Origin of the sequence: Phocaeicola barnesiae DSM 18169 = JCM 13652, assembly GCF_000374585.1 — a bacterium.
GTDB lineage: Bacteria > Bacteroidota > Bacteroidia > Bacteroidales > Bacteroidaceae > Phocaeicola > Phocaeicola barnesiae.
Genome location: NZ_KB894643.1, coordinates 156,047 through 182,296, shown reverse-complemented (window position 1 = coordinate 182,296; position 26,250 = coordinate 156,047). Strand labels below are relative to the sequence as shown.

Below are 26,250 nucleotides of genomic sequence, written 5' to 3'. Positions count from 1 at the left end.
GTTTGTCCGATAGTTATAGATAGAAATAATGAAAATGCTTAAAGATAAAAGTATGATGAAAAGATTTTTGGTTCGCACAGCGCTTGTCTTTAGCGTTCCTTTTGCGTTATACTCATGTTATGACGGTTTCGAACAGATTACCGCCGGAGCTGTTGTGCCCGAAGATACACGAACGAATAATCCTATAGAGGTTGAAAAACACAGCGCTTTGAAGCAACAGAGTGATGGTACATGGAAAGCAGAAAATGCCCGTGTTCCATTAGTCGGTGTTGGGCGCGTGGTAAACCAGGTCTCTAAAGAAACGGTGAGTGTAGCTTCCGGAACAGGTGACTTAGGTGCGATAGTAAATCTTGATTTGACTGATTCATATAAGGTTGGTGGATTGGTAGGTGCTGGTTTAGGAACAGCAGATGCCATCGCTGTCCGTGATATTTATCGTACTTATAGTGCAGGACAGAAGGTCGGTTTTGTGATAGATCCGGGAAGCAGTTCTTTGTTGAGCCTTGATGTCTTGAGTGGGTCTGTCATTTCTTTTTATTGCAATGGTAATCCTGTTAAACAGGTTATGGTTGATGGAAATAATACTAATGTAATCGGTCTGGATTTAATTGGTGTAAGCAGTGGAGAAAACACTGAACAGACTTTGATAGTGAATGCACCCTGTATCTTTGACGAAGTAAGGTTGAAATTCTCCGGTGCTGCAGTCACTGCATTAAGTGGGTCTGTAGGTATCAAATACGCTTTTGTTGGGGATAATAGTGATGAGATAGCGATTAAAAGTGAAGGAAATGAGTATCCTAAAATAGATTCTAAATCAAGTTCAATAGAAGATAAAGAGGCTAAAGTATTGGTAACTGCTCCAATAACTGATAAATTGCATCTGAGGTGTTCACTTACTTTTCCTCAATTTGTGACTGTAGATTGGGGAAATAGTATAGATATAGATTTACGTGGATATGAAGTGGGTTTTGTCTACGAATCTACAGGATTACTGAGCGAACTTGGAAGTGTCATAAATATTGCTAACTTATTGAACAATGCTCCTGAACTTACAGCAATTGATGCAACAGGAGAAGAGGTACAAGAATCATCTAAAGATTTTTCTTTGATAGGCTTGGATATATTGAATACCGAAAATGCGAAAATCAGTATGAATATATTGAATGGAGAACAGCGTGTCTCGAAGGTAAAAATAACAGCACCACGAGCTTTATTGGGAGGAATTACAGGTGAGGGTATAAACGTATTTTACGCCTACATCCGCAAACCCGTCACCATAGACAACAGCAGTTATTTTGCTTTTCCGGGAGCTACTATCTATACCGATACATACCAGTTACCAGTAGTAGCCCAAGAGGATAATTCTTCTGTAACGTATACTGTTCTTAGCTGGCCGAATGCCTGTGAAGAAGAACCAACGGTAAAGAATGGAGTACTTACCGGAGCGACAGCCAACGGAGCATACGTCATTCAGGCTGTATATACCAAAGATGGAGTCGGCATGAGCTATACATCTACTATCTACCGTGAGAGTCTGGTTTCAACAGCTTCCGGTTGTAATACCTATATTACTGCAACAAGCTATGGAGCATATCCTACGGAAACTCTTGATTCTTGGAATGGCAGTTTGATATCTATATTGTCGGGCTTGAAAAATCCGGATGCTGTAGTAGACGATGATTATAATAACTATGCTACAAGAAGTGGGATAAATGTCGTAGAAAATAAAGCTATCTATGCCATGAAGACCACACGTATGATAAATGCCGGAAACGGATCTGTGCGTGCCGGATTCATTATAGAACCTAATTTGGGATTGCTGGATGTAAACTTATTGGAAAATTACGAAGTAAGACTGTATAATGGAAATACGCGCGTAGATGATGGAGCGACTTCTTCGGGAGATAACTCCAATGTGCTGGGACTTGACCTGATTGGCGATGGTAACGGACGCCTGAGGGTTTATGTAGAAACTGATAAGGCTTTCGACCGTCTTGAGTTATGGAGCAAAGGTTTGGCGAATGTTTCCCTCTTCAGTCAGTTACGTATATATGGCGCTTTCTTCGAAGATACTTATTGCAGTACCAGTTTCGCGCAGGACTTGTGTATGGAGGTGATGAACAACTCCAATTACGGTGTCGATTTGGATTATAGTGTGTTTAATAACACTACGTTGGTAGGCTTGAAAGATAATATTGACGGATTGGGATACCTTATAGATAATGATCTGGATACAGGTGTTGAAATAGGGGGGCTCTTGAATATTGGAGGCATTTCATTAGGACTGAAATTCAATGACATGCCGGCAGGCCAGCCTATAGGTATCGTGCTGGATGGAATGGGAGGACTTGCCAATATTAACCTTAGCGGAATAACAATGACTGTATATAATGGTGAGTCTGAAGTCGCATCTAAAACATCTTTCAATTTGCTTGATCTGGATTTGATAAACAAAACAGGGAAGCTTTATCTGGAGATGACTCCTTCAAAGGAAGAAGGTGAATATAACAGACTGAAGATTACTTTAGGAGGAATAACCGGTCTTACTCAACCGAGAATAACCGGTATATATACCCGTAAGGATTCAGATGGTGACGGTATTCCCGACTGTGTACAGTCGTCAGATGATGACTCCGGATTTAAGTTCGATGTAACGAACCCGGATATTTGCTATCCTGAAGATATTATTCTCAATATAACAGGGTCATATTCTGAAGGAGCCGAGTATATCTTCAAATGTAAGAATTCTACAACTAATGAAGAATTCCAGTTCGAGGAAGTTATAAACAGTGATAAAACAATAACATTGCAGGGGCTTTCGCCGGGTGAATATAGCATTACAGCTTATTCGCCGTTATCCGGCTCTCCGTTATATAACGATATGGCATATATACATCCTGCCATTACGGAATGGCTTGGAAAGTCAACCGACTGGAATAGCAAAGCAAACTGGACTGACGGTGTGCCTGCCGGTTGTACGAATGTGATTCTGCGCAAAGGTGTACCTTACTATCCGGTGCTGACAGAAGCAGAAGCCTCTTCTTGTGCGAATATTCATTTTGAAGAAGGGGCGTATATTCAGAACATCGACCGTCTACGGTACGACAAGGCTTTTGTGGATATGCTCTTGCCGGGAGGTACTTATACGGGAATTACAGCTCCGCTTATGGAAACGTTCTCGGGAGATATGTTTGTCAATACAGGTGTCAATTGGACTAAAGAGAAATATTTCACTTATTTAGACTCCAAGAACTATCCGGAAAATCGTGTGTCGCCTATTGTCTATCAGGCCGTATGGGGTACAAGCTCAAATGAGGTTTGGAATGTACAGGATGGAGGAACTAAAGAAAGTGTTACAGTTCAGGAGAGTGGATGGACAGAGGATTTCAACTACTTGAACTATGAGCATAAACCTGGCAAAGGCATTAATGTTCGTCCGGGAGAAGAGACTGATAGGTCATCGTACAGGCTGAGATTTCCGAAGGCTCATACAAATTATAAATATTATCGTCCTGATGGTACGGGAACCACTCAAACGGCTACAATAAGTAGAGAAAAAAATAATATGGGAAAGATTGTAACAGATCGTACTTATAATATATCATTGCATACGGATGCCAGCGGATGTGTAGCTGTAGGTAATCCATACCTATCCATGATGTCTGTACAGAGCTTCTTTAGTAGTAATCAAAGTGTGGAGAGCCTGACGCTGGATGGTATAGTATATACAAGTGCAGGTCTGTCATCAAAGGATGGCGAACGTATGTATATCAAACCTGCTGAAGCATTTGTGATAAAAACGACATCTAAAAGCAGTTCTATAACTGTTACTTTTAATGCCGGTGACGTTTACAGTGAATCGTCCTCATCAGTAAGCAGTAGAGCTACTGCAGGGAAAAATGCATTATACTTGCAGGCGCAGAGCGGCGGCGAAACAACCTGCGCTTCTGTATGGCAGTATGCAGAGGCTTCTAACGGATTGGATGAAGCGGAGGATGTAGCTGTGATGATTGATAAGAAGAATATGCCTGCTGCAACGGTGTTTACCATAGCTGAAAAATCGGCACTCAGTATTCAGTCGGTTAATAATGCTGAAAGAATTCCTGTTGGACTGATTGTTGATGGACAGACTGATGTGGTATTGAAACTTCATACCTTGGATACAGAGTGGAAGGAATGGAAACTTGTAGATACAAAGACAGGGAAAAACTATAGTCTGGCTGATGGCGAGATGGAAATAGACCTTGGAAACACAGGTTCGTCCCTGACAAGATTCTATCTGCAGAAGTGATAATGAATAATTAATATAATGGGCAAATGATATTAAAGAGATATTTGATAGGGATATTGTTAGTGACCGGATTTCTATCGGCATGTACCGTAAGAGAACTCTCGGATGATAACGGTTTGGAAGTAGCTGAAAAGGATAGCATACGTATCAATATTCAGATAAAATCGAGCCTTGTTTCATCAAGAACACCGGTTATTGATCCGGAAGATGATACTTCAGACCATGATGGTAAACAACATGTCACGTATGTGCATCTTTATATGTTTCAGTTAACTGGAAATCAATATAAACTGGTATACGATTCTCCGGTAGATTGGACTGGAAATCTTCCTGCTTCTCCAGTTGGTGAAGATAAAAAAACAGGAACACATACCATTGCTATCGACTCGTATGATGCAGATGCTGAATATTATTTTGTTGCAATAGGTCTTGATGCGGAAAGTGGTTATCTGGGTTATACCGGACAAGAAATTGGTGGTCTGTCTGGAAATTCTGCTGATGCGTATTGGGGAGGTATACAGAGTCTTATGAAAGAATCAACTTTTGGATTTAATGAATCAGATAAATCTCCTTCATTCCCCGAAGTTTGTGGTATTATATCTGTTGAAAAAGGTGATGAATCGATAAATCCAATTCCTCGTTCGGAGTTTTTTGCCGGGGGTATTTATGTAGATAACATCAAGAATGAAAATATTACAGTAGTTGCTAACAGAAGAGTAGCCGGCATAAAGGCTTACTTTAAAGGAATACCAGATAAAATAGATGAATCTGAAGTGTGTTATTTGGCTTTCGGTACAGGACCTTCTGAGGAATTATATTCAAGGTATAACAAATATTTGCCATTGTTACCGCTATCTGCACAAGGAGGACAGGAATACAGTGATTACTATAGCAAAACAGAAGATTACCTTGAAAATAGTTATCCAATCATAGTGCCGGTAAATAATAGTGAAGCAGGTGTTGAAAAATCAGTAGGAATAGGAAGTTCTTCTGGAACAGGAACTTTATCAGAACTTCTACCTGATGAAGATCTGATAGATAAAAATTATACAGATGGGTTAGCGGTAATGGGGTATCTTCCTCCAGTGGCATTTTCTGCCGAAGAGACCGGCTCAAACAGTACATTGATGCTTTATCTGCTGGATGAAAATTTTCAGGTATTATCCCAAAAGAAGATTGTTCAAAATTCAGAAATTAATTTGCCTTTATCAAGAGAGGGTACTGGTATTATTCCTGGAGAAGGAGGATACGACGGCAGATATCATTATCCAATAATGGCAAACCACATATACAGGATAGGAAGTAAGGATAATCCGGTAAATCTGGATGCTTCAGAGGCAGAAATAGTGGTGTCAATAGATGAGTTTCAGGATGAATATTACGGTGGTCATCTTGATGAGGAGAATCCGGATGGGGTGAATATAGATACTTCCTGGGGTGATCATGATGCCGGAGATTTAGAGAATGAGTAAATGAGTGTTCAATAGATTAAACAATAGTATATATGAGACAAAATGTTATAACCAGACTGTCGTTCTGCTTCATGCTTGTAATGTCGCTCTTTGCATGCGACAAGAGCAGTGAAGTGTTACAGGAGAATGGTGAGGTAAGCATCAGCATCAGTAGCGGAATAGAACAGGCTTCTTCAAGAGCTGTCGTAGAATATCCTGAAGAAAGATACACAGGAAAATATTATGTATATAACAGTGACGGTAGCTATTTGAGCGACGGCCCGCTGACCTCAGTCTTGACAATTGACGGACTGACCTCAGGTCAGGAGTATAAGGTGGTACTTTTGGCTGTACCATCAGAACAAGCATATGAAATTACTACAGGTAGTACAGAATCAGATCCTTCTTATAATGAAGCCAAAACACAATATCAGGGCGAAGGAACGCAATATGGCTACGAGATATTCAGAGATGTTCTTACAATAAGACCTACGGTTTCGAATACTGATTTCAATGCCGTACTGACACGTCAGAATGGTGCTATTGAAATAAGAATCAGGAATATGCAGCTGAGTGAAGTAACTCTCCAAGTTAATGGTAAGCAGTATATGTATTTCCATGACGGAACGGGAGGCGAGGTGTTTTCTGATACAGATTTAACGTTGACTAGAACACTTACTTCTGACCAGTTGACAAGTTCGGAAACAAGAATACGTATCAATCTGTTGCCGCAGGAGGATATTACAGATGACAATGGAGATACGAATTTCTTAAAAATTACTACAACATCCGGAGCTGAAACAAGATATCCATTGAAATCTTCCGAAGGCAGTATTCCTATCTATCCTAATCAGGTTACATGGCTGACATTAGGCAATGGTGGTGAAGGTTCGGAAGGAGGTTTTACAGTAGATTTCTCTGGCAGTGGTGGCGGCATTCATCTGGAAGATCATATCTGGGATGGATGGCAGGATAATTATTAACTTTTAGTTGGATATGATTATGAAAATGAAATACAATAGATGGTTATTGATGCTGATGTGTGCATCATTTGCTTTCACCGGGTGTGAGAAAGAGGATCTACCTGAAAACGGAACTGAGCAAGGTACAGGTAATGAAACGGAAGTTCCTGAAGGGTATTTTGTGGCTAACCTGATGCCGACCACGTATGACCTTTCCCGAGGATTGGTGATTGGGGAAAGTACAGCCGTTCAGTCTTTGAGATTCTTGATTTTCAAGAAGGAAAAAGATGATGATGGGAATGAAAAATATATGTACTATAACCCGAATAATGACGCATCATTCGGAATTGTATTTGAAGCGACAAATCAGAGTGGGTTGGTTAATCAGACTCATATCTGGCCGCTTGATGGTAATGATTATAATGGAAAACTAACAGTTACCTTACCAGTAGGTGATTACCGTGTGGTATTTCTCGGAAATATGATGACAGATCAGTTTACTGATCAAGAAGATAACTCTGAGATAGTATATATAGGTAACGGTGAATATGATAATGTACGCATAAATTTACCGAGTGCCGGACCGCAGGCTTTCTATCCTTCATTGACAGATGGTTCTGTTTATCAGAATGCTTTTTATATGGGGGCTGCCGATTTTAATATAAATAATCCGTCTCCGAAGATTGTACTGCAGAGACTCCTGTCGCAAAGTTGTTTCTCAAGAGATCTTATTGACACCAAAGATGCAGTAGGAATGTTGGTACAGAGTATTGTTGACCAGATTAAGGATGGACAACTGTCAACCGACATTGTAAAGGGAGTACTCAGAACGAATCTTACGAAGATTCTTGAACCGTTATTAGGTGATATTCTGTTATATCCTCTTACAACAGTGGTTGACCGTTTGGTAAATATTCTGTTGGGGGACTTGGTGAATGCCTTGCATGAAGCTGTTCTGGAGCAGGTTACAGTATTGGTGAATAATGAATTGAAATCTGGGTCATACAATGAAGCAGCATTATATAAAATCCTGAATCCGTGGTCAACAGTAGGAAGTATTGATGCTAAAGTTGCTTTGGCAAAGAGTATTGATTTGAATAGAAGAGTTAAATCTTATAGTGATCCGTTATTGATAGAAAATATTACTGTAAAAGAAGATAATGATAAAGCTCCTAATTTCACCATCACTTCTTTGAATGGACCTTTCACACTGATAGAAGCTAAGGTTCATGATACGGACGCTAATGGTTTGAATAATGCAATTGAGGTATTACGTCCTGCTGTTAGTGAAATAGATGATGCATTGCTTGCTGGTCTATTGATCAATATAGAAACGTCTTTGGCTTATACGCAGGAATCGAATCAGAGATATACTACGAAATATGATTTGTTAAATCTTAAATTGACTGATTCGTCTCCACAAGATAAAGGTGAGACTATTAATATAGAAACTGCATTATCAAAAGTTTTAGATGCTAAAAAACTTACTACAGCAATTTCAGGCGATGGGATATTGTCGGGCGTGCTTTCTGGTTTGCTCGGTGGAGTAGATGGCTTGGTTAATTCATTATTAGGGCCTCTTGAGACAAGTCTGTTGGAGAATCTTGATTTAAGATTACCGAATATAGCCATAGGAAATATCAGCCTTGACGGTCGTTGGGATGTAACCAGACAGGACGATAATACCATTATAGAAACAGAAATTGGCGGTTATGACAATTAATAAAATGTGATTATGCTTGAAAAAATAAAATATGCTTTAGGTATTGCAGCACTTCTCCTGTCATCATGCAGCACCGACACCACTTCGGTTTCGGACATTAATACTGAAAAGCCTCAGCAGCAGACCTTCACCGTAGTGGTGGAAAGTGTGGGCGAGCTTTTCGAAGGAGGAGAGGGAGTGAATCCAGGTACTTTGGCGTCGCGCCGTCCTATATCGAGCGTCACTCCTACACAGACGTTCGACAAGCTGGCTTTGTTGATTATAGAATATGCTTCGCCCGCAAAGGTGGTGTATAAACGGACTATCGACAACTGGAGTAACCCGGACAATAAGGCAAGCTATCCCTGGAGTACGGAAGAAGGACAGGGACGTTATGCCACTGTCACTCTGACGGGTGACGAATGTCTGGAGGAAGGAAAAAACTATATGGCGTACGTGATAGGCTATCATGCGGGTACGTACGGAGGATATGAGCCGTTCAAGGATATAGAAGTGGGCGACTACTACAATCATACTGAGGTGGTTACGGTGCCTGAAAACGGAAGTGTGGATGAAGTCTTTGCCGGAGCGGAAGTCTTTTGGGTAAAGGACGGGATTATTCTGTCGCAGCGTAGTTCTGAGACAGAGGTGGAACATGGCTTGATGGTGGCTCGCCGTCAGGTGGCAGGTACGTTCGGTTATTTCACCCGTATTCCGGTAACGGCGGGCGGCAAAAAGGTGGCTAAATTGCGTCTGGTTTCTACCAAAGAGAACCGTACGGTGATTTTCGGAGGTTTCCGCAGTGTGGACGATAATCTGAATTTCCATAAGGATAATGTGATAAACGGCATGAATCCGGCTACGGACTATGACTGTGTGTTGGCAGGCTCGTTGAAAAAGGATGCCTTTTCGGTATATGAAATAGACTTGTGCAAGTGGTTCCCCGGAAATACGGAGAATGCTTTGTTGCCTTTGGATGCCAATGGCGACGGCTATCTGGACAGTGCTGACACCAACTGGCAGACGGACGAGGAAAATTATCCGAAAGGTACGATTTCTCTGCCGCGTGGAACAGTGTTCGGCGACAGTTTCATGGTTTCTATCGCAATGCTGCGGGATGATGTGGATGAGGGTATTCCCACATTCCAGATGCAGATGCTTGATGCGGGCGGAAAGGTGATAAAGTATTGGGATGTTGTTCTGCGTAATTACGAAACAGCAGGTGAGAATCGTACATTGGTGTCACTACCCGAAGGAGTTGATGGACGTACAGAGATTATGGAACTGGAGAATATTGATACGGAAACGTGTTTCAGTATTGTGCGCAACAGACTGTATACTATGGGTGAAAAAAGCCAGTCGCAGAATTACGGTGAGGATGAGCCTATCGATTTAAGCATTGCTAATGAACTCGTGCTTGATGCGCGTCATGAGTGGCAAATCATGAATTCTATTATTTTTAACTGATTTAGGTTAAAATTATACTTTGAGGTAATAATTTGTGTTTGTTTTTGGGTATCTGATAAATACTAAGTAGGGATATTCAGTAAATATAACAAAATTAGCCAACTAATTCATACACAAAGTATTGCGAATTAGTTGGCTTTTTTGTATCTTTAGATATTCCCCCGAAAATAAGGTTTATTATTTCTCTCGTCTTTTTCGTAAGGTGATGGGAATGTCGCCGATAGCTTATAAGAGGATGAAAAAAGGATAGCAGTTAAAAAGAAAAACGGATTATATGGATGATTCCAGAAGAATGTTTTCTTCAGAGATTCTCTATATAATCCGTTTGTTGTATTAGTTGAGGATTCTTCCTCTTCTGTTTATTTCTTCAGCACTGCGATGCTTTCTTTCAGTGCGGCAATTTTCGTTTCGGCATCGGCCTGTTTCTTACGTTCCATTTCGATGACGTTGGCCGGAGCCTTGCTGACGAATTTTTCGTTGCTCAGTTTCTTCAGTACGCTCTGCAGGAATCCTTCCTGGTATTTCAGGTCGGCTTCCAGTTTCTTCAGTTCTTCTTCCACGTTGATGAGGTTCCCCAAAGGTACTGCATATTCGGTCGTACCTACCATGAAGGCTGCAGCACCGTCTGCTTTGGTTGCAACGGTCTGGATAGCCGACAGGTTACACAACTTGGCAATAACGGCGTTGAACGCTTCTACCGGGTTTTCACCTATTACTTCCAGTGACAACGCTTCTTTCTGTGCAATGTTCTTCTGCAGACGGATGGTACGGATACCACCGATGACTTCCTTCACAGCTTCGAAACGTGCGATGATATCTTCGTTGTATGTCTCTGAAACCTGCAGTACCTGAACCATGATACTTTCGCCTTCCTTGCGGTCGTAGATGTGCTGCCACAGTTCTTCGGTGATGAACGGCATGAACGGATGCAGCAGTTTCAGCAGGGTATCGAAGAAATTCAAGGTCTTTTCATAGGTCACCTTGTCGATAGGTTGGCCGTAAGCCGGTTTCACCATTTCCAGGTACCAGCTTGAGAATTCGTCCCAGAACAGTTTGTATACTGCCATCAGCGCTTCGCTCAGACGGTATTTACCGAAGAGGTCGTTTACCTCGGCTGCTGTCTTAGACAGCATGGCTTCGAACCATTCGGTAGCCAGTTTGGCATATTCCGGCTGTTCGATGTCGGCTACTTCCCAACCTTTTACCAGACGGAAAGCATTCCATATCTTGTTGTTGAAGTTACGTCCCTGTTCGCACAATGCATCGTCGAAGAGGATGTCGTTTCCTGCCGGAGCAGACAACATCATACCCATACGTACACCGTCGGCACCGAAACGGTCGATCAGTTCCAGCGGGTCGGGGGAGTTACCGAGTGACTTTGACATCTTACGTCCCAGTTTGTCGCGTACGATACCCGTAAAGTAGACATTCTTGAACGGCATATCACCCATGTATTCGTATCCTGCCATAATCATACGGGCTACCCAGAAGAAGATGATATCCGGACCTGTTACCAAATCGGAAGTCGGGTAGTAATATTTGATTTCTTCGTTGCCCGGGTTGTTGATACCGTCGAACAGAGAAATCGGCCACAGCCATGAAGAGAACCAAGTGTCCAGACAGTCATCGTCCTGACGCAAGTCTTCCAGCTTCAAATCTGGATTTCCGGTCTTTTCTTTAGCCAGTTCAAGTGCTTTTTCGGCTGTCTCGGCTACAACAAAACCACCTTGTGGTAAGAAGTAAGCCGGAATACGGTGTCCCCACCACAGCTGACGGCTGATACACCAGTCCTTGATGTTCTCCATCCAGTACTTGTAGGTGTTCTTGTATTTGGCCGGGTAGAACTTCAGGGCATCTTCCATGACCGGTGGTAAAGCCATGTCGGCAAAATGTTTCATCTTCAGGAACCACTGCATGGAAAGCTTCGGTTCGATGGCTACGTTGGTACGTTCAGAGAAGCCTACCTTATTGGTATAGGCTTCCACCTTTTCCAACAGTCCTGCGGCATCGAGGTCTTTTTCTATCTGGGCACGTACATCGAAACGGTCCATACCTACATACATGCCGGCAGCTTCGCTCAAAGTACCGTTGTCATTGAAGATATCGATAGACTTCAGGTTATATTTCTCACCCAGCATGTAGTCGTTCACATCGTGGGCCGGAGTGACTTTCAGACATCCGGTACCAAATTCGATGTCAACATAATCGTCTTCGATGACCGGAATTACGCGGTTTACCAACGGTACAATGACCTGTTTGCCTTTCAGCCAATGGTTCTTCGAGTCGTTCGGGTTGATACACATAGCCGTATCGCCCATGATGGTTTCCGGACGTGTGGTAGCTACTACGGCATAGCGGCGTCCCTGTTCATCACGGTGTACCACTTCGCCTTCTGCTCCGGTTTCACCGCTCATATCGTCGTTGGCAACGTAATAGCGCAGGTAATACAGTTTACTGTGTTCTTCCTTATAGATCACTTCCTCGTCAGAAAGGGCAGTCAGGGCTTTCGGGTCCCAGTTGACCATACGAACGCCGCGGTAGATGAGCCCCTTGTTGTACAGGTCGACGAATACCTTGATGACACTGGCGCTACGTTTCTCGTCCATGGTGAAAGCGGTGCGGTCCCAGTCGCAGGATGCTCCCAGACGGCGCAGCTGCTTCAGAATGATTCCACCGTGTTCTTCTGTCCAGGCCCAGGCATGTTTCAGGAATTCTTCGCGGGTCAGGTCTGTCTTCTTGATACCTTGCTGTGCCAGTTTGTTCACCACCTTTGCTTCGGTAGCGATGGAGGCGTGGTCGGTACCCGGTACCCAGCAGGCGTTCTTGCCCATCATGCGGGCACGGCGTACCAGAATATCTTGGATGGTATTGTTAAGCATGTGTCCCATGTGGAGAACTCCGGTCACGTTTGGCGGCGGGATGACGACGGTGTAAGGTTCACGTCCGTCGGGTTTAGAACTGAAAAGTTTGTTGTCCAGCCAATACTGGTACCATTTTCCCTCCACGTCAGCGGGATTGTACTTACTTGCTAATTCCATGGTGTATATCTTATTTTAAATGTTTCCGATTGTCGGTTGCAAAAATAATAAAAGTAGTTGGATTTTCAGACATCTTCGTCCTCATCGTCGAAATCGAATTCCAGATCGTCCAGGTATTCCGGTGTGAAGAAATCGTCCAGGTCACGCCGGTCTTTCTTGGTCGGACGTCCGGTACCGCGGGCACGGTCGATGAAACCGCTGATCCGGTTCATTTCCAACAGTTCATATTGGTCGGGGGTGGTCACGTTCTCCATGACTTCGGGCACCTGTTTGGCTCCCACACGCTTTTCGATAGCCTGCAATACCTTGAAAGAGTAGGTGACAGGCGGTTTCCGTACCTGGATGGTGTCGCCCGCCTTGATCATGCGGGCCGGTTTAGCCTGTGCGCCGTTGATGCTGATACGGCCTTTCTTACAGGCTTCGGCTGCAATGGTACGAGTCTTGAAGATACGTGCAGCCCATAACCACTTGTCTATTCTAGCTTCAGCCATACTTATTTGTTGTTGTATTGGTTCATGGTGAGGTTCAGGCCTGCCAGACAGAAACTCTTGATGATTTCGCCTGCCAGTTCCAGCCGTTCGGGCATCTGTTTCCGGTCTTCTTCATCGAAGTTCCCCAGCACGTAATCCACTTGGGCACCCTTGGGAAAGTCGTTGCCGATTCCGAAACGCAGGCGGGCGTAGTTCTGAGTGCCTAACGTGGCCGCGATGTGCTTCAGTCCGTTGTGTCCGGCGTCACTGCCTTTCCCTTTCAGACGGAGGCTTCCGAACGGCAATGCCAGATCGTCCACGACTACCAGTACATTCTCCAACGGAATCTTTTCCTGCTGCATCCAGTATCTGACTGCATTTCCGCTCAGGTTCATGTAGGTGGAAGGCTTAAGCAGGATGAGCTGTCTGCCTTTTACCGAAAGGGTAGTGGTGGCTCCGTAACGGCCATCCTTAAAAACAATATTGGACGCCTTAGCTAGGGCGTCCAATACCATAAATCCTATATTATGACGGGTTTCACGGTACTCGTCGCCGATATTCCCCAGTCCTACTATCAAATATTTCATTGAAAGGATTTTGAAAACTCAGGTTAGATTCAGATTATTTACCTGCAGCAGCCTGAGCACCACGAGCGGCACGAGTCAATTTAACGGCACATACCACAGCTTCTTTTGCGTTCAGCAGTTCCAGACCTTCGTAGTTCAGTTCGCCTACCTTGATAGTCTTACCCAGACCCAGGTTAGTTACATTGACAACCAGACGTTCCGGAATAACATTGTACAAAGCTTTCACTTTCAGCTTACGGATCTGAAGAGCCAATTTACCACCGGCTTTCACACCTTCAGCCAGACCTTCCAACTGAACAGGAACTTCCATTACGATAGGCTTAGCTTCGTCAATCTGGTAGAAGTCTACGTGAAGAATCTTGTCTGTTACAGGGTGGAACTGGATATCTTTCATGATAGCGTTCACGATTTTGCCATCGATGTTCAAGTCTACTACATAGATGTGCGGTGTGTATACCAGGTTACGCAGACCATCTGTTGTTACAGTGAAGTGAGTAGCAACCGGATTTCCGTTTTCATCTTTCTGTACACCATACAATACGCAAGGTACGATGTCGTTGTTACGCAGTTCACGGGTAGCTTTCTTACCAGTTTCAGTTCTTAAAGAACCTTTGATTTCGATTGATTTCATGTTTTTGATTTTTTTGTGTTACTCTAAATTAAGTATTTTCTTGTGCTTAATTCGCCATCACACGATGTGGTATATCACACGATGAGCTTAAAAAAGCGGTGCAAAGGTAAGGCTTTTGCGGGAATTGTGCAAATTTGTGCCGAATTTTTATTCATGGGGTAATCAATATCTGATTGAATGCTTGTCCGGTAGGTCCGATTCTCCATCAGAGGCATATCTTCCTTTGGGTGAAAGGTTTTCGCTCCGGCGCTTCCTGTCGGCACTGCACAGGCTTGACGGCCCATCAGGCAGTCCTGTCGCTTGGGGTGGGGTTAGAAGTCAATGTCTATTTTAATTTCTCCGGTATTCAACTCCTGCGGTTCGGGATGTCCGTCGTCTGTCGGGTCGTCTGCGGATAACCCTTGTTTGTCTTCTATGTAGTTGATTACTTGTTGTAGTCCGTGTATGAACTTGTCGAAATCTTCTTTGTACAAGAAAATCTTGTGTTTCTCGAAACTGACTTGTGGATTTTCTCCTTCTCCGGCAACTACCTTTTTACTCTCTGTGATAGCTACATACATTTCGTCTTTCCGGCTTTTCTTGACATCCAGGTAATAGATGCGTTTTCCGGCTTTCACGGCTTTCGAGAAAAGGATCTCTTTGTCGCTGTTCTCTGTAGTGTTTTTCTTCTTTAAATTTTCCATAACCTTAGCCTTGAGTTCTTTAATCGCGCTTCAAAATTGACTATTTTTTTTATATGAACAAAAAAATGAGGCTTTAAAAAACGCTTTTCCATAAAAAAAAGAAAAAAAAGTGTTGTGGTATAGGGTATTTGAATGAAAATATATATTTTTGCAGCCTAAAAGTTATATTTAAAAAAGTATGATTAACAGAGTTCTCATTCGTCTGAAGATAGTTCAGATAATCTATGCTTATTATCAGAACGGTGGTAAAAACTTGGATACTGCAGAAAAGGAGTTGTTCTTCAGCCTTTCCAAGGCATACGATTTGTACAACTATCTCTTGCTCTTGATGGTGGAAGTTACACGTTATGCACACAAGCGCCTGGATGCAGGTAAACACAAGCTGGTTCCTACCAAAGAAGATTTGTCTCCAAACACTAAATTTGTTGATAACCGGTTCATTGCCCAGCTGGAAGTGAATAAGCAATTGAATGATTTCTCGAACTCCCAGAAAAAAACGTGGGAGAACGAAGGCGATTTCATCAAGAATCTGTGCGAACAGATCATGCAGAGCGATATATATAAGGAATATATGGCGAGTGAAACCTCTTCTTATGAAGAAGACCGTGAAGTATGGCGTAAAATCTACAAGAAGATTATTTTCAATAACCCGGCTTTGGATGAAGTCTTGGAAGACCAGAGTCTGTATTGGAACGATGACAAGGAAATTGTCGACACTTTTGTCTTGAAGACCATCAAGCGTTTCGATCCGGCAAACGGAGAGAATCAGGAACTTCTTCCGGAATTCAAGGACGAGGAGGACCAGGATTTCGCACGTCGTCTGTTCCGCCGTTCTATTCTGAATGCGGATTATTACCGTCATCTGATCAGTGAAAACTCCAGAAACTGGGATTTGGACCGCGTAGCCCTGATGGATGTCATCATCATGCAGATAGCTTTGGCTGAAATCCTGAGCTTCCCGAATATACCGGTCAATGTTTCATTGAACGAATATGTAGAGATAGCCAAGTTGTACAGTACACCGAAAAGCGGTGGATTTATCAACGGTACATTGGATGGAATTGTTAATCAATTGAAAAAGGAAAACAAGCTGACCAAAAATTAATATCTTTGTCCAGCTATTAAATAAAATAATAATCAAGATAACGTATGAATTTGTTAACTATTGTGTTACAGCAAGCGGGAGCCGGAGCTGACTACTCCTTCCTGATTATGATGGTAGCCATCTTTGCTATCATGTACTTCTTTATGATTCGTCCTCAGAACAAAAAGCGTAAAGAAATCGAGAACTTCCGTAAAGGACTGGAAGTAGGTCAGTCTGTCGTAACAGCTGGTGGTATCTATGGAAAAATCAAAGAAATAGAAGATAGTACAGTGATTGTTGAAATTGCTTCGGGCGTAAAGATCAAGGTAGATAAGAACTCTATCTATGCCGATGCTCAGGCCCAGGCCCAATCTCAGGCTAAATAACAACGATTTAAAAAGACTGTTCGATGTGAAGAACATTAAGAAATATTATATCCCTCTTCTACGGAAAATCAGAAACTTCCTGCTCAGTGACAAGTGCCGGGAGTTTCTGTTTTTTTTGTTTTTCGTATTCATTTCTTTCTGTTTCTGGCTGTTGCAGATACTGAATGAAACCTATCAGACCGAATTCAAGATTCCGTTGCGTCTGAAGAATGTTCCCAAAGAGGTTGTACTGACTTCCGATATCCCGTCGGAAATCCGGGTGAAGGTAGAGGACCGTGGAACAATTCTGCTCAACTATATGTTGGGAAGAACTTTCTTCCCGGCAACCTTTGATTTCGCTGATTATGAAAACAAAGGTACCCGTGTGGTGATACCTGCTTCGGAACTCTCCAAGAAAATTGCTACTCAGCTGAATGGTACTACACGCATCCTGGCCATTCGCCCGGATACGGTGGATTTTATCTATACGCGCGGTACGGCCATGAAAGTGCCTGTTGCGGTGAATAAGGAAGTGACGACCGGCAGACAGTATTACGTGTCCGATGTGAAATGTCAGCCGGATTCGGTGACGGTCTATGCGCCAGAAGAAGTCCTGAAGAATGTCCTGACTGCTTATACGCAACCTATCGACCTGAAGGATATTACTGATACGGTAGTGAAGCATGTACCGTTGCAGACGATACGGGGTATCAAGTATGTGCCATCCTCGGTAGAGGTTGCCGTTTGCGTGGATATGTATTCTGAAAAGACGGTTGAAGTGCCGGTGGTAGGGTTCGATTTCCCGAAAGGCAAAGTTCTCCGTACTTTCCCTTCGAAGGTGCAGGTTACTTTTCAGGTAGGTCTTGCCAATTTTAAGTCGATTACGGCGAATGATTTTCTGGTGGGGGTTGCTTATCCGGACCTGCAGAAGGAATCGGGCGACAAGGCGACTGTCATCTTGTGGGCTACACCTGAACATGTCAGCCATATCCGTATTTCGCCGGCTACCATCGATTACCTGATAGAGGAACAGACCGTTTTACCAAAGGATTCGTTGGCTCATGATTAGGATAGGGATTACAGGTGGTATAGGCAGCGGAAAGACGTATGTTTCCCATCTGCTTCAGAGTTTGGGAGTACCCGTTTATGACTCCGATTTACGTGCCAAACAGTTGACGGTGGCCGATGCGGGTATCCGGCAAGGTTTGATGGCTTTGTTGGGCGAACAGGTTTACCGGCACGGTAAGCTCAATAAGGACTTGTTGGCTTCTTATTTGTTTGCGAGCCGCGAAAACGCTGATCGGGTGAATGCGGTGATTCACCCGGTGGTTTTTCGGGATTTCGACCGTTGGTGTGAACAGGCGGGGACTGAACTGGTGGGATTGGAGAGCGCCATCCTTTTCGAGTCAGGATTCGATAGGCATACGGACTATGTATGTGTCGTTTCGGCACCGCTGGAGCTGAGAATTCAGCGTACAATGGAGCGTGACGGACGTGACCGTGCTGCCGTTGAAGCCCGTATCCAGGCACAGATGGATGAACGGGAGCGGGAGGAACGGGCCGATTATGTGATTGTGAACGATGGCATTTGTCCGCTGTTACCGCAATTGGAAAAGATGCTTCAAGCACTCAAGGCAAGAAAAAATGCCTGATAGTTTGTGTATGTCATAACGGAGTTGTATTTTTGTTGGCAATTAGTTAATTTTCAAAATTTAGTAACTGAAAATATTATGTTGAAGACAATTTTGGCAATCTCGGGAAAACCGGGTTTGTATAAGCTGATTTCACAGGCTAAAAATATGTTGATTGTAGAGACCGTTTCGGCTGAAAAGAAACGTGTTCCTGTGTATGCTAGCGATAAGGTGATTTCTTTGGGCGATATCGCCATGTATACTGATGCGGAAGAAGTTCCCTTGGCTGAGGTGTTGGAAGCTGTGAAAAAGAAAGAGAACGGTGCTGTGGCTTCGTTGGATTACAAGAAAGCTTCTCAGCAGGAGCTGGTGGATTTTATGGCAGCAGTGTTGCCTAACTTCGATCGCGACCGTGTACATACAAGTGATATCAAGAAACTGATTCAGTGGTATAACATTCTGGTAAATGCCGGTGAAACCGATTTCGTAGAATCGGCTGAATAATCAGACCATATTATTAGGAAATGAAGGAGGACTCTGTCTAAACGGGGTTCTCCTTTTCTTTTTTGATGGAATCCAAAACCTTTTAGAACTCGGATTGTTTTATATAGTGACTTGACTAAACTATTCTTAAATAATAATTGAGTATGAAAAAAGGTTTTTTTCTGGGGTTGCTCCTGACGGCTGCATCCCTGCATGTAAATGCACAGGCCCTTATGGGAACTAATTTCTTCGACAACTGGTATGTTGGCTTGAATGGTGGTGGTATTACACCGACAACTCACGCCCCTTTTTGGAAGAGTATGCGTGGTATTACCGGTCTGGAAATTGGTAAGCAGGTGTCTCCGGTGTTGGGGTTCTCGTTGCAGGGACTTACGGGTATTAATACAACGAAGAGTAAAACAGCTTTCGATGACCTGAATATCTCGTTCAACGGTAAGATGAACTTGAATAACCTGTTTGGAGGCTATAACGGTGTTCCGCGTCTGTTCGAAGTAGAAGCCGTGGCAGGTGTAGGTTATGGACATAACTTCCAGAGTCAGGCAGTGGGCGATGAACGGAATTATATCACTACCCGTTTCGGTTCCAGCTTGAACTTTAATTTGGGTGAATCAAAGGCTGTAACCCTCAGTTTGAAACCGGCTATCGTTTACCGTCTGGATGGAGATCGTCCACAGGCGTTGAATGTGAACCGCTCTAAGATTGAATTGTTGGCGGGAGTGACTTATCACTTCGGCAACAGTAACGGTGAACACTACATGACATTGGTTGAACCGATGGATCCGCTGGCGATAGAGGCGGTGAACGACAAGGTAAACCAGTTGCGCGGAGAAATTCAGGTACGTGACCAGGCTTTGGCCGAAGGTGCGGCTGTTATCCAGCAGTTGCAGACACAGCTTCAGAATTGTCAGAACAACCAGCCTGAGGAAGTGGCTATGGTGGTAGAACAGACACAGGTACGCTCATTGGAATCAATGGTGACATTCAACCTGGGAAGCTCTGTCATCCCGAATTCACAGATTCCTAATGTGGAACGCATCGGCATCTACATGAAGAATCATCCGGCCAGCACAGTGGTCATTAAAGGATATGCGTCTCCGGACGGTAATTTGGAATTCAATCAGAAATTGGCTCAGGCACGTGCTGAATCTGTCAAGGCTATGTTGATGAAGAAGTACAATATCTCTGCCGACCGCATCACGGCTAAAGGTGAGGGTATTACGGATATGTTCTCAGAACCGGCATGGAATCGTGTGAGTATCGCAACACTGAATGAAAACAACAACTAAGCTAGTCTTTTTTCGCAAAACAACTAAACTGTTTTGATGGAGCCTGTGAAGGTGTAGTAATTGTTTGAAGGGTGCATCGTTTGTGCGGTGCATCCTTTTTTTTCATGCCTTTTTAAGGAGAATCGTAGCGTATGTCTAAGTTTTCGGATACTTAAACGGGGCATGATGGGAGGGAAAAGGTAGATATTGGATATAAAAAAAAAGATGTCTGTTCAGACATCTCTCGGAGAGCGGAAGACGGGACTCAAACCCGCGACCCTCAGCTTGGAAGGCTAATGCTCTATCGACTGAGCTACTTCCGCAGTTTTGCGTGGGCAAGGATGGATTCGAACCACCGAAGGCGTAAGCCAGCAGATTTACAGTCTGCCCCATTTGGCCACTCTGGTACTTGCCCTTTCAATAAGTGGAGCGGAAGACGGGACTCAAACCCGCGACCCTCAGCTTGGAAGGCTAATGCTCTATCGACTGAGCTACTTCCGCAATTTTGCGTGGGCAAAGATGGATTCGAACCACCGAAGGCGTAAGCCAGCAGATTTACAGTCTGCCCCATTTGGCCACTCTGGTATTTGCCCATTCGCTTTCGAAAAACTTTTTGATTGACTTCGTTTCTCAATTGCGATGCAAAGGTACGATTATTTTTTTAATTTGCAAATAAAATCGATCATTTTTATTGCTGTAACTGCACATTCGTCTCCTTTGTTTCCTAATTTACCTCCGGCACGATCTTCTGCCTGCTGCATGTTATTGGTGGTAATTAGTCCATAAATGACTGGTACGTCGGAAGTTGCGTTTAACTGGGCAATACCTTGCGTAGTCCCGGCGCATACATAATCGAAATGTGGAGTATCTCCGCGTACTACACAGCCAATGGCGATGACTGCATCCACTTTTCCGCTTTTAATCATCTGTGCCGATCCGAAAGTCAGTTCAAAGCTTCCGGGTACAGTCTGTACCAGGATATTTTCTTCTTTTGCGCCATGCTTTTTCAGTGTATTTACAGCACCTTCCAGCAGTGCGCCTGTAATGTTACTGTTCCATTCGGATACTACGATACCGAAACGCATAGCCGATGCGTCAGGTACGGAATTGAAATCGTAATCAGAAAGATTGTGATACGCTGTTGCCATATGAGATTTAGTGTTTAAGATAAATAAGATAAAAAAAGAAACGGATTCCACATAGCCACAACGACGGTTGGCCGTGTGAACTGTGAAATCCGTTCTTCCTAATTATTATGGATAAATTATTTCGATTTATTTGGAAGCACGCTCGATGTATTTATCGATGTCCATAGCTTGGTAAGAATTGGCATATTTGTTCTTTACCTGTTTGTAAGCTTCTACGGCTTCGGTATTCTTGCCTTGTTTTTCCAGAATCTGTCCGGCCTGAATCAGGTAAACAGGACTCAGTGAAGTGCTGTTTGCACGGTCGGCAGCCTTCAAGAGGGTAGCGGCAGCTTTGTCCAGCTGACCCATGTGCGCGTAGCAGTTACCCAAAGTACCCAGTATGGCCGGAGAAACCAATTGGTCGTCTGCGCTGAACTGATTCAGGTATTTGCTGGCTTCTTCGTATTTGCCCAACTGTGCATAACAGATTCCTGCATAGGCGTTGGCCAGGTTACCAGCTTTAGTTCCACTGAATTCATCAGCTATTTTGATAAAACCGTCAAATCCTTGTTTGTCTCCGTTCAGGGCAGTTTCGTATTCGTCTGAACCAAAATATTGTTCACCCTTGAATAGTGCTTCAGAAGCTTTCTGTTCGTTAGGGGCTGAGATGAAATGTTTGTACCCCAAGAAGCCACATACGATAACTACTACGGCGATGACTGCTCCCAGCAACACATTCTTGTTCTTTAAGAGGAATGCTTCTGAAGATACCAGTGCTTCATCCACATTCAATGGATCATGAGTTTGATTTTTTCCTGTCATTTTTATTGTTGTTTTTTATATTTTCTGATGAACCGATATTTCGGACAGCAAAAGTAAGGCATTTATACGTATTAATGAAATTTGTGGGCATGTTTTTTTACCTATCTTCCTTTTATTGCTATTTTTGTGCGTAAAATACGAAATCATTATGTGGCTGAAACGCATCTCCATCTTAAATTATAAGAACTTGGAACAAGCTGAACTTTCGTTTTCCCGAAAGATGAATTGCATTATCGGTAAAAACGGGATGGGAAAGACCAACTTGTTGGACGCCGTCTATTACCTGTCATTCTGCAAAAGTGCGACGAATCCCATCGACTCGCAGAACATCCGTCATGATCAGGACTTTTTTGTTATTCAGGGATTTTATGAAACTGATACACCGGAACCCGAAGAGGTGTATTGTGGGTTGAAACGGAAACAGAAGAAACAGTTTAAGCGGAATAAGAAGGAGTATACCCGTTTGTCCGACCATATCGGATTCATTCCTCTGGTTCTGGTATCGCCGGCTGATTCTTTGCTGATAGCCGGCGGGAGTGAAGAACGCCGTCGTTTTATGGATGTCGTGATTTCGCAGTTCGACCGCGAATACCTGGAGGCGCTTATTCGTTATAACAAGGCGTTGATGCAGCGGAATACCTTGTTGAAATCGGATATTGAACCCGAGGAGGAATTGATGGCGGTATGGGAGGAGATGATGGCTACAGCCGGTACTGTCGTCTATCAGAAACGGAAAGCCTTCATCGATGAATTCATCCCGGTTTTCCAGTCTTATTATGCCTATATCTCGCAGGATAGAGAGGAGGTAAGCCTGGCTTACGAATCGCATGCGGCGCAGGGAGATTTGTTACAGTTGATTCAGGAGAGCCGGCAGCGTGACCGTATTATGGGGTATTCTTTGAAAGGTGTGCATAAGGACGATCTGGTCATGCAGCTTGGTGAGTTTCCTATTAAGCGTGAAGGGTCACAAGGGCAGAACAAGACTTATCTGATTGCCTTGAAGTTGGCGCAGTTCGAATTCCTGAAGAGGACGGGTAGTCAGACTACTCCTTTGGTCCTGCTGGATGATATCTTCGATAAACTGGATGCGTCACGGGTTGAGCAGATTGTGAAACTGGTGGCGGGAGACAATTTCGGTCAGATCTTTATAACGGATACTAACCGTGACCACCTGGATAAAATCCTGAAGAAAATAGATGGAGACTATAAACTCTTCGAGGTGGAGGGTGGAATGGTAACGGAACGGAAGGAGGAAGCTCATGAAGCGGAATAATACCGAACAGGTAGGCGATGTCATCCGTCAGTTGCTTCGTCAGGAAGGGTTGGAAACCCCATTGAATGAGTACCGGCTGGTTGAGTCGTGGAAAGATGTGGTAGGCCCTTCTATTTATAAATACACCACCAATCTGTATATCAAGAATCAGGTTCTGTACGTGCATCTCTCTTCGTCTGTTCTTCGTCAGGAACTGATGATGGGAAGAGAAATGCTGGTACGGAACCTCAATGCGCATGTCGGTGCGCAGGTTATTGTGAATATCGTTTTTCGCTGATGCACCCTTCTTGGGTCCAGACTTCATCCATCGGGCGGTCGAAGGATTCTGTCGGAATCTCCGGAAGGACTTGAAAAGAGAAGCAGACACCGATATTATAGCTTTGTAATTTCGGGAGCAGACGGTCATAATAGCCCTTTCCTCTTCCCAGGCGGTTTCCATGCTTGTCGAAGCCTACCCCTGGAATGATGGCTACATCGATGCTGGAGAAATCTGTTACGATTTCTCCAGTCGGTTCATCAATGCCGAAGCTTCCTTTCTTTAAATCGGTCTTCCCCGAATACCTCCGCAGTTCCAGTTCGTCGCCTGTCACTACCGGAAGCACCACTTGTTTTTTCTGGCTGATACGTTCCACAAATTCATGAGTCCGTACCTCATCGGGCAGTGAGTAGTAGAGTAGGACCGTCTGGGCCTCCCTGAACCGCGGATGGTCTATCAGCTTGTCAAGCAAGCTGGTAGACCACGTCGTAAGTTGAAGTGGGGAGTATTGTTTTTTCTGCTGTTTTATCCAATTGCGCAACTGTCTTTTCATCGTTCTTAGGATTGTTGGCCGGTGATGGGGCTTCGGGGAATGATTTTCCTTCTTTCAATACTTCCAGTGCTTTTTGTACAGTCTTGTCACTCTTGTTCAAGTATTGGATATATGCCTCCATACCAAGCATATTGTAGATGATATTGCCGTAGAGGGCGGTTTCGAACAGTTTTTTCGATTTCAGCATCATCAGGTTGCGTCGTTTCAACCCTTTCTTTTCGGCCCAGGTAGCAAATTTGTCCAGTACATTCTGTGTCTTCAGGTAGCTTTCCAGTTTGTCCGGAGTTTCAAATTCCGACAGTTTGTTCCTGTTCTGGTCAGTATATTCGAATGTATAGCGGATAATCATTCCCCGGTTGGCTGCCATGCGGAAATAGCTGGTCATACCTGTCGTATCCTGTGGAACGAAGATATCCGGCATGATACCTCCACCTCCGTATACAGTACGTCCCAGACGGGTATGATAGATTTCTTCGGTATTCTGTTTGATGCTGTCGGCAGAGAAGAATTCCCCGTGTTCATAGCGGGTAAGCAGGTCCAGTTCATATTCTTCACCCTTTCCTTTTTCGTAAGGTTTCTGGATGCATCTTCCCGAAGGGGTATAATAGCGGGCGATAGTCAGCCGGATGGCCGAACCGTCGCTGAATTCGATGGGCTGCTGTACAAGTCCCTTTCCGAACGAGCGGCGTCCGATGATGGTTCCACGGTCATTGTCCTGTATGGCTCCGGCAAAGATTTCGCTGGCTGAAGCCGAACCTTCGTCTACCAGTACCACCAGCGGCATTTTCTGGCTGCTTCCCGTTCCGTTCGAGTTATAGTCTTCCCGTGGCGATTTACGTCCCTGGGTGTAGACAATGAGGCGGTTGTTCGGCAGGAACTCGTTGACCATCTGGATGGCTGCTGCCATGTATCCTCCTGTGTTTCCACGCAGGTCCATGATGATACCTTCACAGTCGGCCTGGTTCAATTGTGCCAGGGCTATCAGCAGTTCGGTATAGGTCGTTTCGCCGAATTTGTTGGCCTTGATATACCCGAACTTCTCATCAATCATGTAGGCGGCATCGATGCTTTTTACAGGGATGTCTCCACGTACGACGGTAAACTGCAGAATATCTTTTTCTCCCTGACGGAAGATACCCAGTTTGACTTTGCTTCCTTTTTTACCTTTCAGCCGTTTCATGGCTTCGTTGTTGGTTACTATCTTACCGACAAAAGCGGAATCATCGACCGAGACGATACGGTCACCGGCCATCAGGCCGACTTTTTCAGAGGGACCTCCCTGGATGACACTGTTGATGTGGATGGTATCATCCTGGATGGTAAACTGGATACCGATACCGCTGAAGCTGCCTTTCAGATCTGCGCTGACTTCTTCCATATCTTTGGCGGGGATATACGAGGAATGCGGATCCAATTCCGATAGTATCAGTGGCATGGCCTGTTCTACCAGGTCATTCATCTTTACCGTATCTACATACTGGTCATCGATGATTCTCAACAGGGCATTCAGCTTGTTGGAGGAAGTGTTGATGATACCCAGTTTGTTTCCGGAAAAGTGATTGGCGTAGAATGTACCGATTAGGATTCCTGCTACCAGGCAGACGGCAATCAGTATCGGCATTAAACGGTTTCTGTTACTTTTCATTGCTCTTCTCTTCGTTTGGATTGATATATACTGTTTCTATGTTCGCTTTTTCCAGCAGACGTAATCCGTCTTCTAGGCGATATTTTTCTCCGTAGACTACTCTTTTTATACCTGCCTGGATGATAAGCTTGGCACATTCGATGCAAGGCGAGGCGGTGACGTACAGTGTTGCCCCTTCGCTACTGTTGCTGGAACGGGCTATTTTGGTAATTGCATTGGCCTCGGCATGCAGTACGTATGGGTGTGTGAGGTTGTTTTCATCCTCGCATACGTTTTTGAAACCGGAAGGTGTTCCGTTATATCCGTCGGAGATAATCATTTTGTTCTTTACAATCAGAGCACCTACTTTCCGCCGTTGGCAGTAGGAGTTTTCTGCCCAGATTTCTGCCATCCGCATGTAGCGTTTGTCCAACAGTTCCTGTTTCTTTTCTTGTGTTTCCATG

At 44.1% G+C, this 26,250-nt stretch carries 23 protein-coding genes and 4 tRNA genes; 13 read left to right on the top strand and 14 right to left on the bottom strand.

The features are described 5' to 3' along the window. Nucleotides 1–28 precede the first annotated feature (28 nt). Genes C510_RS0100770 through C510_RS0100750 form a run of 5 tightly spaced genes read left to right on the top strand, consistent with a single transcriptional unit; the run spans nucleotide 29 to nucleotide 9,873 of the window. A complete protein-coding gene (locus C510_RS0100770; RefSeq protein ID WP_025892139.1) occupies nucleotides 29–4,291 on the top strand; it encodes a hypothetical protein in 4,263 nt (1,420 codons plus the stop codon). A gap of 26 nt (nucleotides 4,292–4,317) precedes the next feature. Continuing rightward, the gene (locus C510_RS0100765) at nucleotides 4,318–5,763 is read left to right on the top strand and encodes a hypothetical protein (RefSeq protein WP_018709424.1); all 1,446 of its coding nucleotides are present in this window, start codon (nucleotides 4,318–4,320) and stop codon (nucleotides 5,761–5,763) included. Nucleotides 5,764–5,795: 32 nt separating this feature from the next. Further along, nucleotides 5,796–6,725: a hypothetical protein gene (locus C510_RS0100760; protein WP_154651925.1), complete on the top strand. Its 930-nt coding sequence runs from the start codon at nucleotides 5,796–5,798 to the stop codon at nucleotides 6,723–6,725. Between the two features lie 13 nt (nucleotides 6,726–6,738). Beyond that, nucleotides 6,739–8,427: a hypothetical protein gene (locus C510_RS0100755; protein WP_025892141.1), complete on the top strand. Its 1,689-nt coding sequence runs from the start codon at nucleotides 6,739–6,741 to the stop codon at nucleotides 8,425–8,427. Between the two features lie 12 nt (nucleotides 8,428–8,439). Further along, nucleotides 8,440–9,873, top strand: coding sequence for a hypothetical protein (locus tag C510_RS0100750; RefSeq protein ID WP_244870439.1), 1,434 nt, complete (start codon nucleotides 8,440–8,442; stop codon nucleotides 9,871–9,873). 359 nt (nucleotides 9,874–10,232) lie between these two features. On the opposite strand, the gene C510_RS0100745 is transcribed toward C510_RS0100750, so the two are convergent. The 5 genes from C510_RS0100745 to C510_RS0100725 form a co-directional block, all read right to left on the bottom strand. Beyond that, a complete protein-coding gene (locus C510_RS0100745) occupies nucleotides 10,233–12,911 on the bottom strand; it encodes a valine--tRNA ligase (RefSeq protein WP_018709420.1) in 2,679 nt (892 codons plus the stop codon). A 65-nt stretch (nucleotides 12,912–12,976) separates the two neighbouring features. Further along, nucleotides 12,977–13,402: an RNA-binding S4 domain-containing protein gene (locus C510_RS0100740; RefSeq protein ID WP_018709419.1), complete on the bottom strand. Its 426-nt coding sequence runs from the start codon at nucleotides 13,400–13,402 to the stop codon at nucleotides 12,977–12,979. A gap of 2 nt (nucleotides 13,403–13,404) precedes the next feature. Beyond that, on the bottom strand, nucleotides 13,405–13,968 hold the full coding sequence (gene pth / locus C510_RS0100735; protein ID WP_018709418.1) for an aminoacyl-tRNA hydrolase: 564 nt from the start codon (nucleotides 13,966–13,968) through the stop codon (nucleotides 13,405–13,407). 34 nt (nucleotides 13,969–14,002) lie between these two features. Continuing rightward, the gene (locus tag C510_RS0100730) at nucleotides 14,003–14,599 is read right to left on the bottom strand and encodes a 50S ribosomal protein L25/general stress protein Ctc (protein ID WP_018709417.1); all 597 of its coding nucleotides are present in this window, start codon (nucleotides 14,597–14,599) and stop codon (nucleotides 14,003–14,005) included. A 311-nt stretch (nucleotides 14,600–14,910) separates the two neighbouring features. Further along, nucleotides 14,911–15,282, bottom strand: a complete 372-nt coding sequence (locus C510_RS0100725; RefSeq protein ID WP_018709416.1) for a DUF3276 family protein — start codon at nucleotides 15,280–15,282, stop codon at nucleotides 14,911–14,913. 178 nt (nucleotides 15,283–15,460) lie between these two features. Here C510_RS0100725 and nusB point away from each other — a divergent pair, with 178 nt between their 5' ends. The 6 genes from nusB (at nucleotide 15,461) to C510_RS0100695 (ending at nucleotide 20,152) form a co-directional block, all read left to right on the top strand. Beyond that, nucleotides 15,461–16,387 carry a transcription antitermination factor NusB gene (gene nusB, locus C510_RS0100720; protein WP_018709415.1) on the top strand — a complete coding sequence of 309 codons (927 nt, stop codon included), beginning with the start codon at nucleotides 15,461–15,463 and terminating at the stop codon, nucleotides 16,385–16,387. A gap of 44 nt (nucleotides 16,388–16,431) precedes the next feature. Beyond that, on the top strand, nucleotides 16,432–16,752 hold the full coding sequence (gene yajC / locus C510_RS0100715; RefSeq protein WP_018709414.1) for a preprotein translocase subunit YajC: 321 nt from the start codon (nucleotides 16,432–16,434) through the stop codon (nucleotides 16,750–16,752). A 16-nt stretch (nucleotides 16,753–16,768) separates the two neighbouring features. Continuing rightward, complete coding sequence (locus tag C510_RS0100710) at nucleotides 16,769–17,800, top strand: CdaR family protein (RefSeq protein WP_025892143.1); 1,032 nt, start codon at nucleotides 16,769–16,771, stop codon at nucleotides 17,798–17,800. Further along, a complete protein-coding gene (coaE, locus tag C510_RS0100705; protein ID WP_018709412.1) occupies nucleotides 17,793–18,383 on the top strand; it encodes a dephospho-CoA kinase in 591 nt (196 codons plus the stop codon). Before C510_RS0100710 ends, coaE begins: the two co-directional genes overlap by 8 nt. 78 nt (nucleotides 18,384–18,461) lie before the next feature. Continuing rightward, the gene (locus C510_RS0100700) at nucleotides 18,462–18,866 is read left to right on the top strand and encodes a DUF5606 family protein (protein WP_018709411.1); all 405 of its coding nucleotides are present in this window, start codon (nucleotides 18,462–18,464) and stop codon (nucleotides 18,864–18,866) included. A gap of 143 nt (nucleotides 18,867–19,009) precedes the next feature. Beyond that, nucleotides 19,010–20,152 carry an OmpA family protein gene (locus tag C510_RS0100695; protein WP_018709410.1) on the top strand — a complete coding sequence of 381 codons (1,143 nt, stop codon included), beginning with the start codon at nucleotides 19,010–19,012 and terminating at the stop codon, nucleotides 20,150–20,152. Between the two features lie 229 nt (nucleotides 20,153–20,381). On the opposite strand, the gene C510_RS0100690 is transcribed toward C510_RS0100695, so the two are convergent. From C510_RS0100690 to C510_RS0100665, 6 genes are all read right to left on the bottom strand, one after another. After that, nucleotides 20,382–20,454 (bottom strand) — tRNA-Gly (locus C510_RS0100690). Between the two features lie 9 nt (nucleotides 20,455–20,463). Further along, a tRNA-Tyr gene (locus C510_RS0100685) sits at nucleotides 20,464–20,546 on the bottom strand. Nucleotides 20,547–20,556: 10 nt separating this feature from the next. After that, nucleotides 20,557–20,632 (bottom strand) — tRNA-Gly (locus C510_RS0100680). 9 nt (nucleotides 20,633–20,641) lie between these two features. After that, nucleotides 20,642–20,724, bottom strand: a tRNA-Tyr gene (locus C510_RS0100675). Nucleotides 20,725–20,784: 60 nt separating this feature from the next. After that, a complete protein-coding gene (gene ribH, locus C510_RS0100670; RefSeq protein ID WP_018709409.1) occupies nucleotides 20,785–21,279 on the bottom strand; it encodes a 6,7-dimethyl-8-ribityllumazine synthase in 495 nt (164 codons plus the stop codon). A 126-nt stretch (nucleotides 21,280–21,405) separates the two neighbouring features. Next, a complete protein-coding gene (locus C510_RS0100665) occupies nucleotides 21,406–22,080 on the bottom strand; it encodes a tetratricopeptide repeat protein (RefSeq protein WP_022340104.1) in 675 nt (224 codons plus the stop codon). A gap of 148 nt (nucleotides 22,081–22,228) precedes the next feature. Between C510_RS0100665 and recF the strand changes: the two genes are divergently transcribed. Further along, the gene (gene recF / locus C510_RS0100660; RefSeq protein WP_018709407.1) at nucleotides 22,229–23,353 is read left to right on the top strand and encodes a DNA replication/repair protein RecF; all 1,125 of its coding nucleotides are present in this window, start codon (nucleotides 22,229–22,231) and stop codon (nucleotides 23,351–23,353) included. Next, nucleotides 23,340–23,630 carry a DciA family protein gene (locus C510_RS0100655; protein WP_018709406.1) on the top strand — a complete coding sequence of 97 codons (291 nt, stop codon included), beginning with the start codon at nucleotides 23,340–23,342 and terminating at the stop codon, nucleotides 23,628–23,630. Before recF ends, C510_RS0100655 begins: the two co-directional genes overlap by 14 nt. On the opposite strand, the gene C510_RS0100650 is transcribed toward C510_RS0100655, so the two are convergent. The 3 genes from C510_RS0100650 to C510_RS0100640 are packed head-to-tail and all read right to left on the bottom strand — an operon-like array spanning nucleotide 23,605 to nucleotide 26,249. After that, complete coding sequence (locus C510_RS0100650) at nucleotides 23,605–24,162, bottom strand: 5-formyltetrahydrofolate cyclo-ligase (RefSeq protein WP_081621806.1); 558 nt, start codon at nucleotides 24,160–24,162, stop codon at nucleotides 23,605–23,607. The two genes, C510_RS0100655 and C510_RS0100650, sit on opposite strands and share 26 nt — an antisense overlap. After that, nucleotides 24,074–25,807, bottom strand: a complete 1,734-nt coding sequence (locus tag C510_RS0100645; RefSeq protein ID WP_018709404.1) for a S41 family peptidase — start codon at nucleotides 25,805–25,807, stop codon at nucleotides 24,074–24,076. Before C510_RS0100645 ends, C510_RS0100650 begins: the two co-directional genes overlap by 89 nt. Then, a complete protein-coding gene (locus tag C510_RS0100640; RefSeq protein ID WP_022340108.1) occupies nucleotides 25,797–26,249 on the bottom strand; it encodes a deoxycytidylate deaminase in 453 nt (150 codons plus the stop codon). Before C510_RS0100640 ends, C510_RS0100645 begins: the two co-directional genes overlap by 11 nt. Between the last annotated feature and the right edge of the window lies 1 nt (nucleotide 26,250).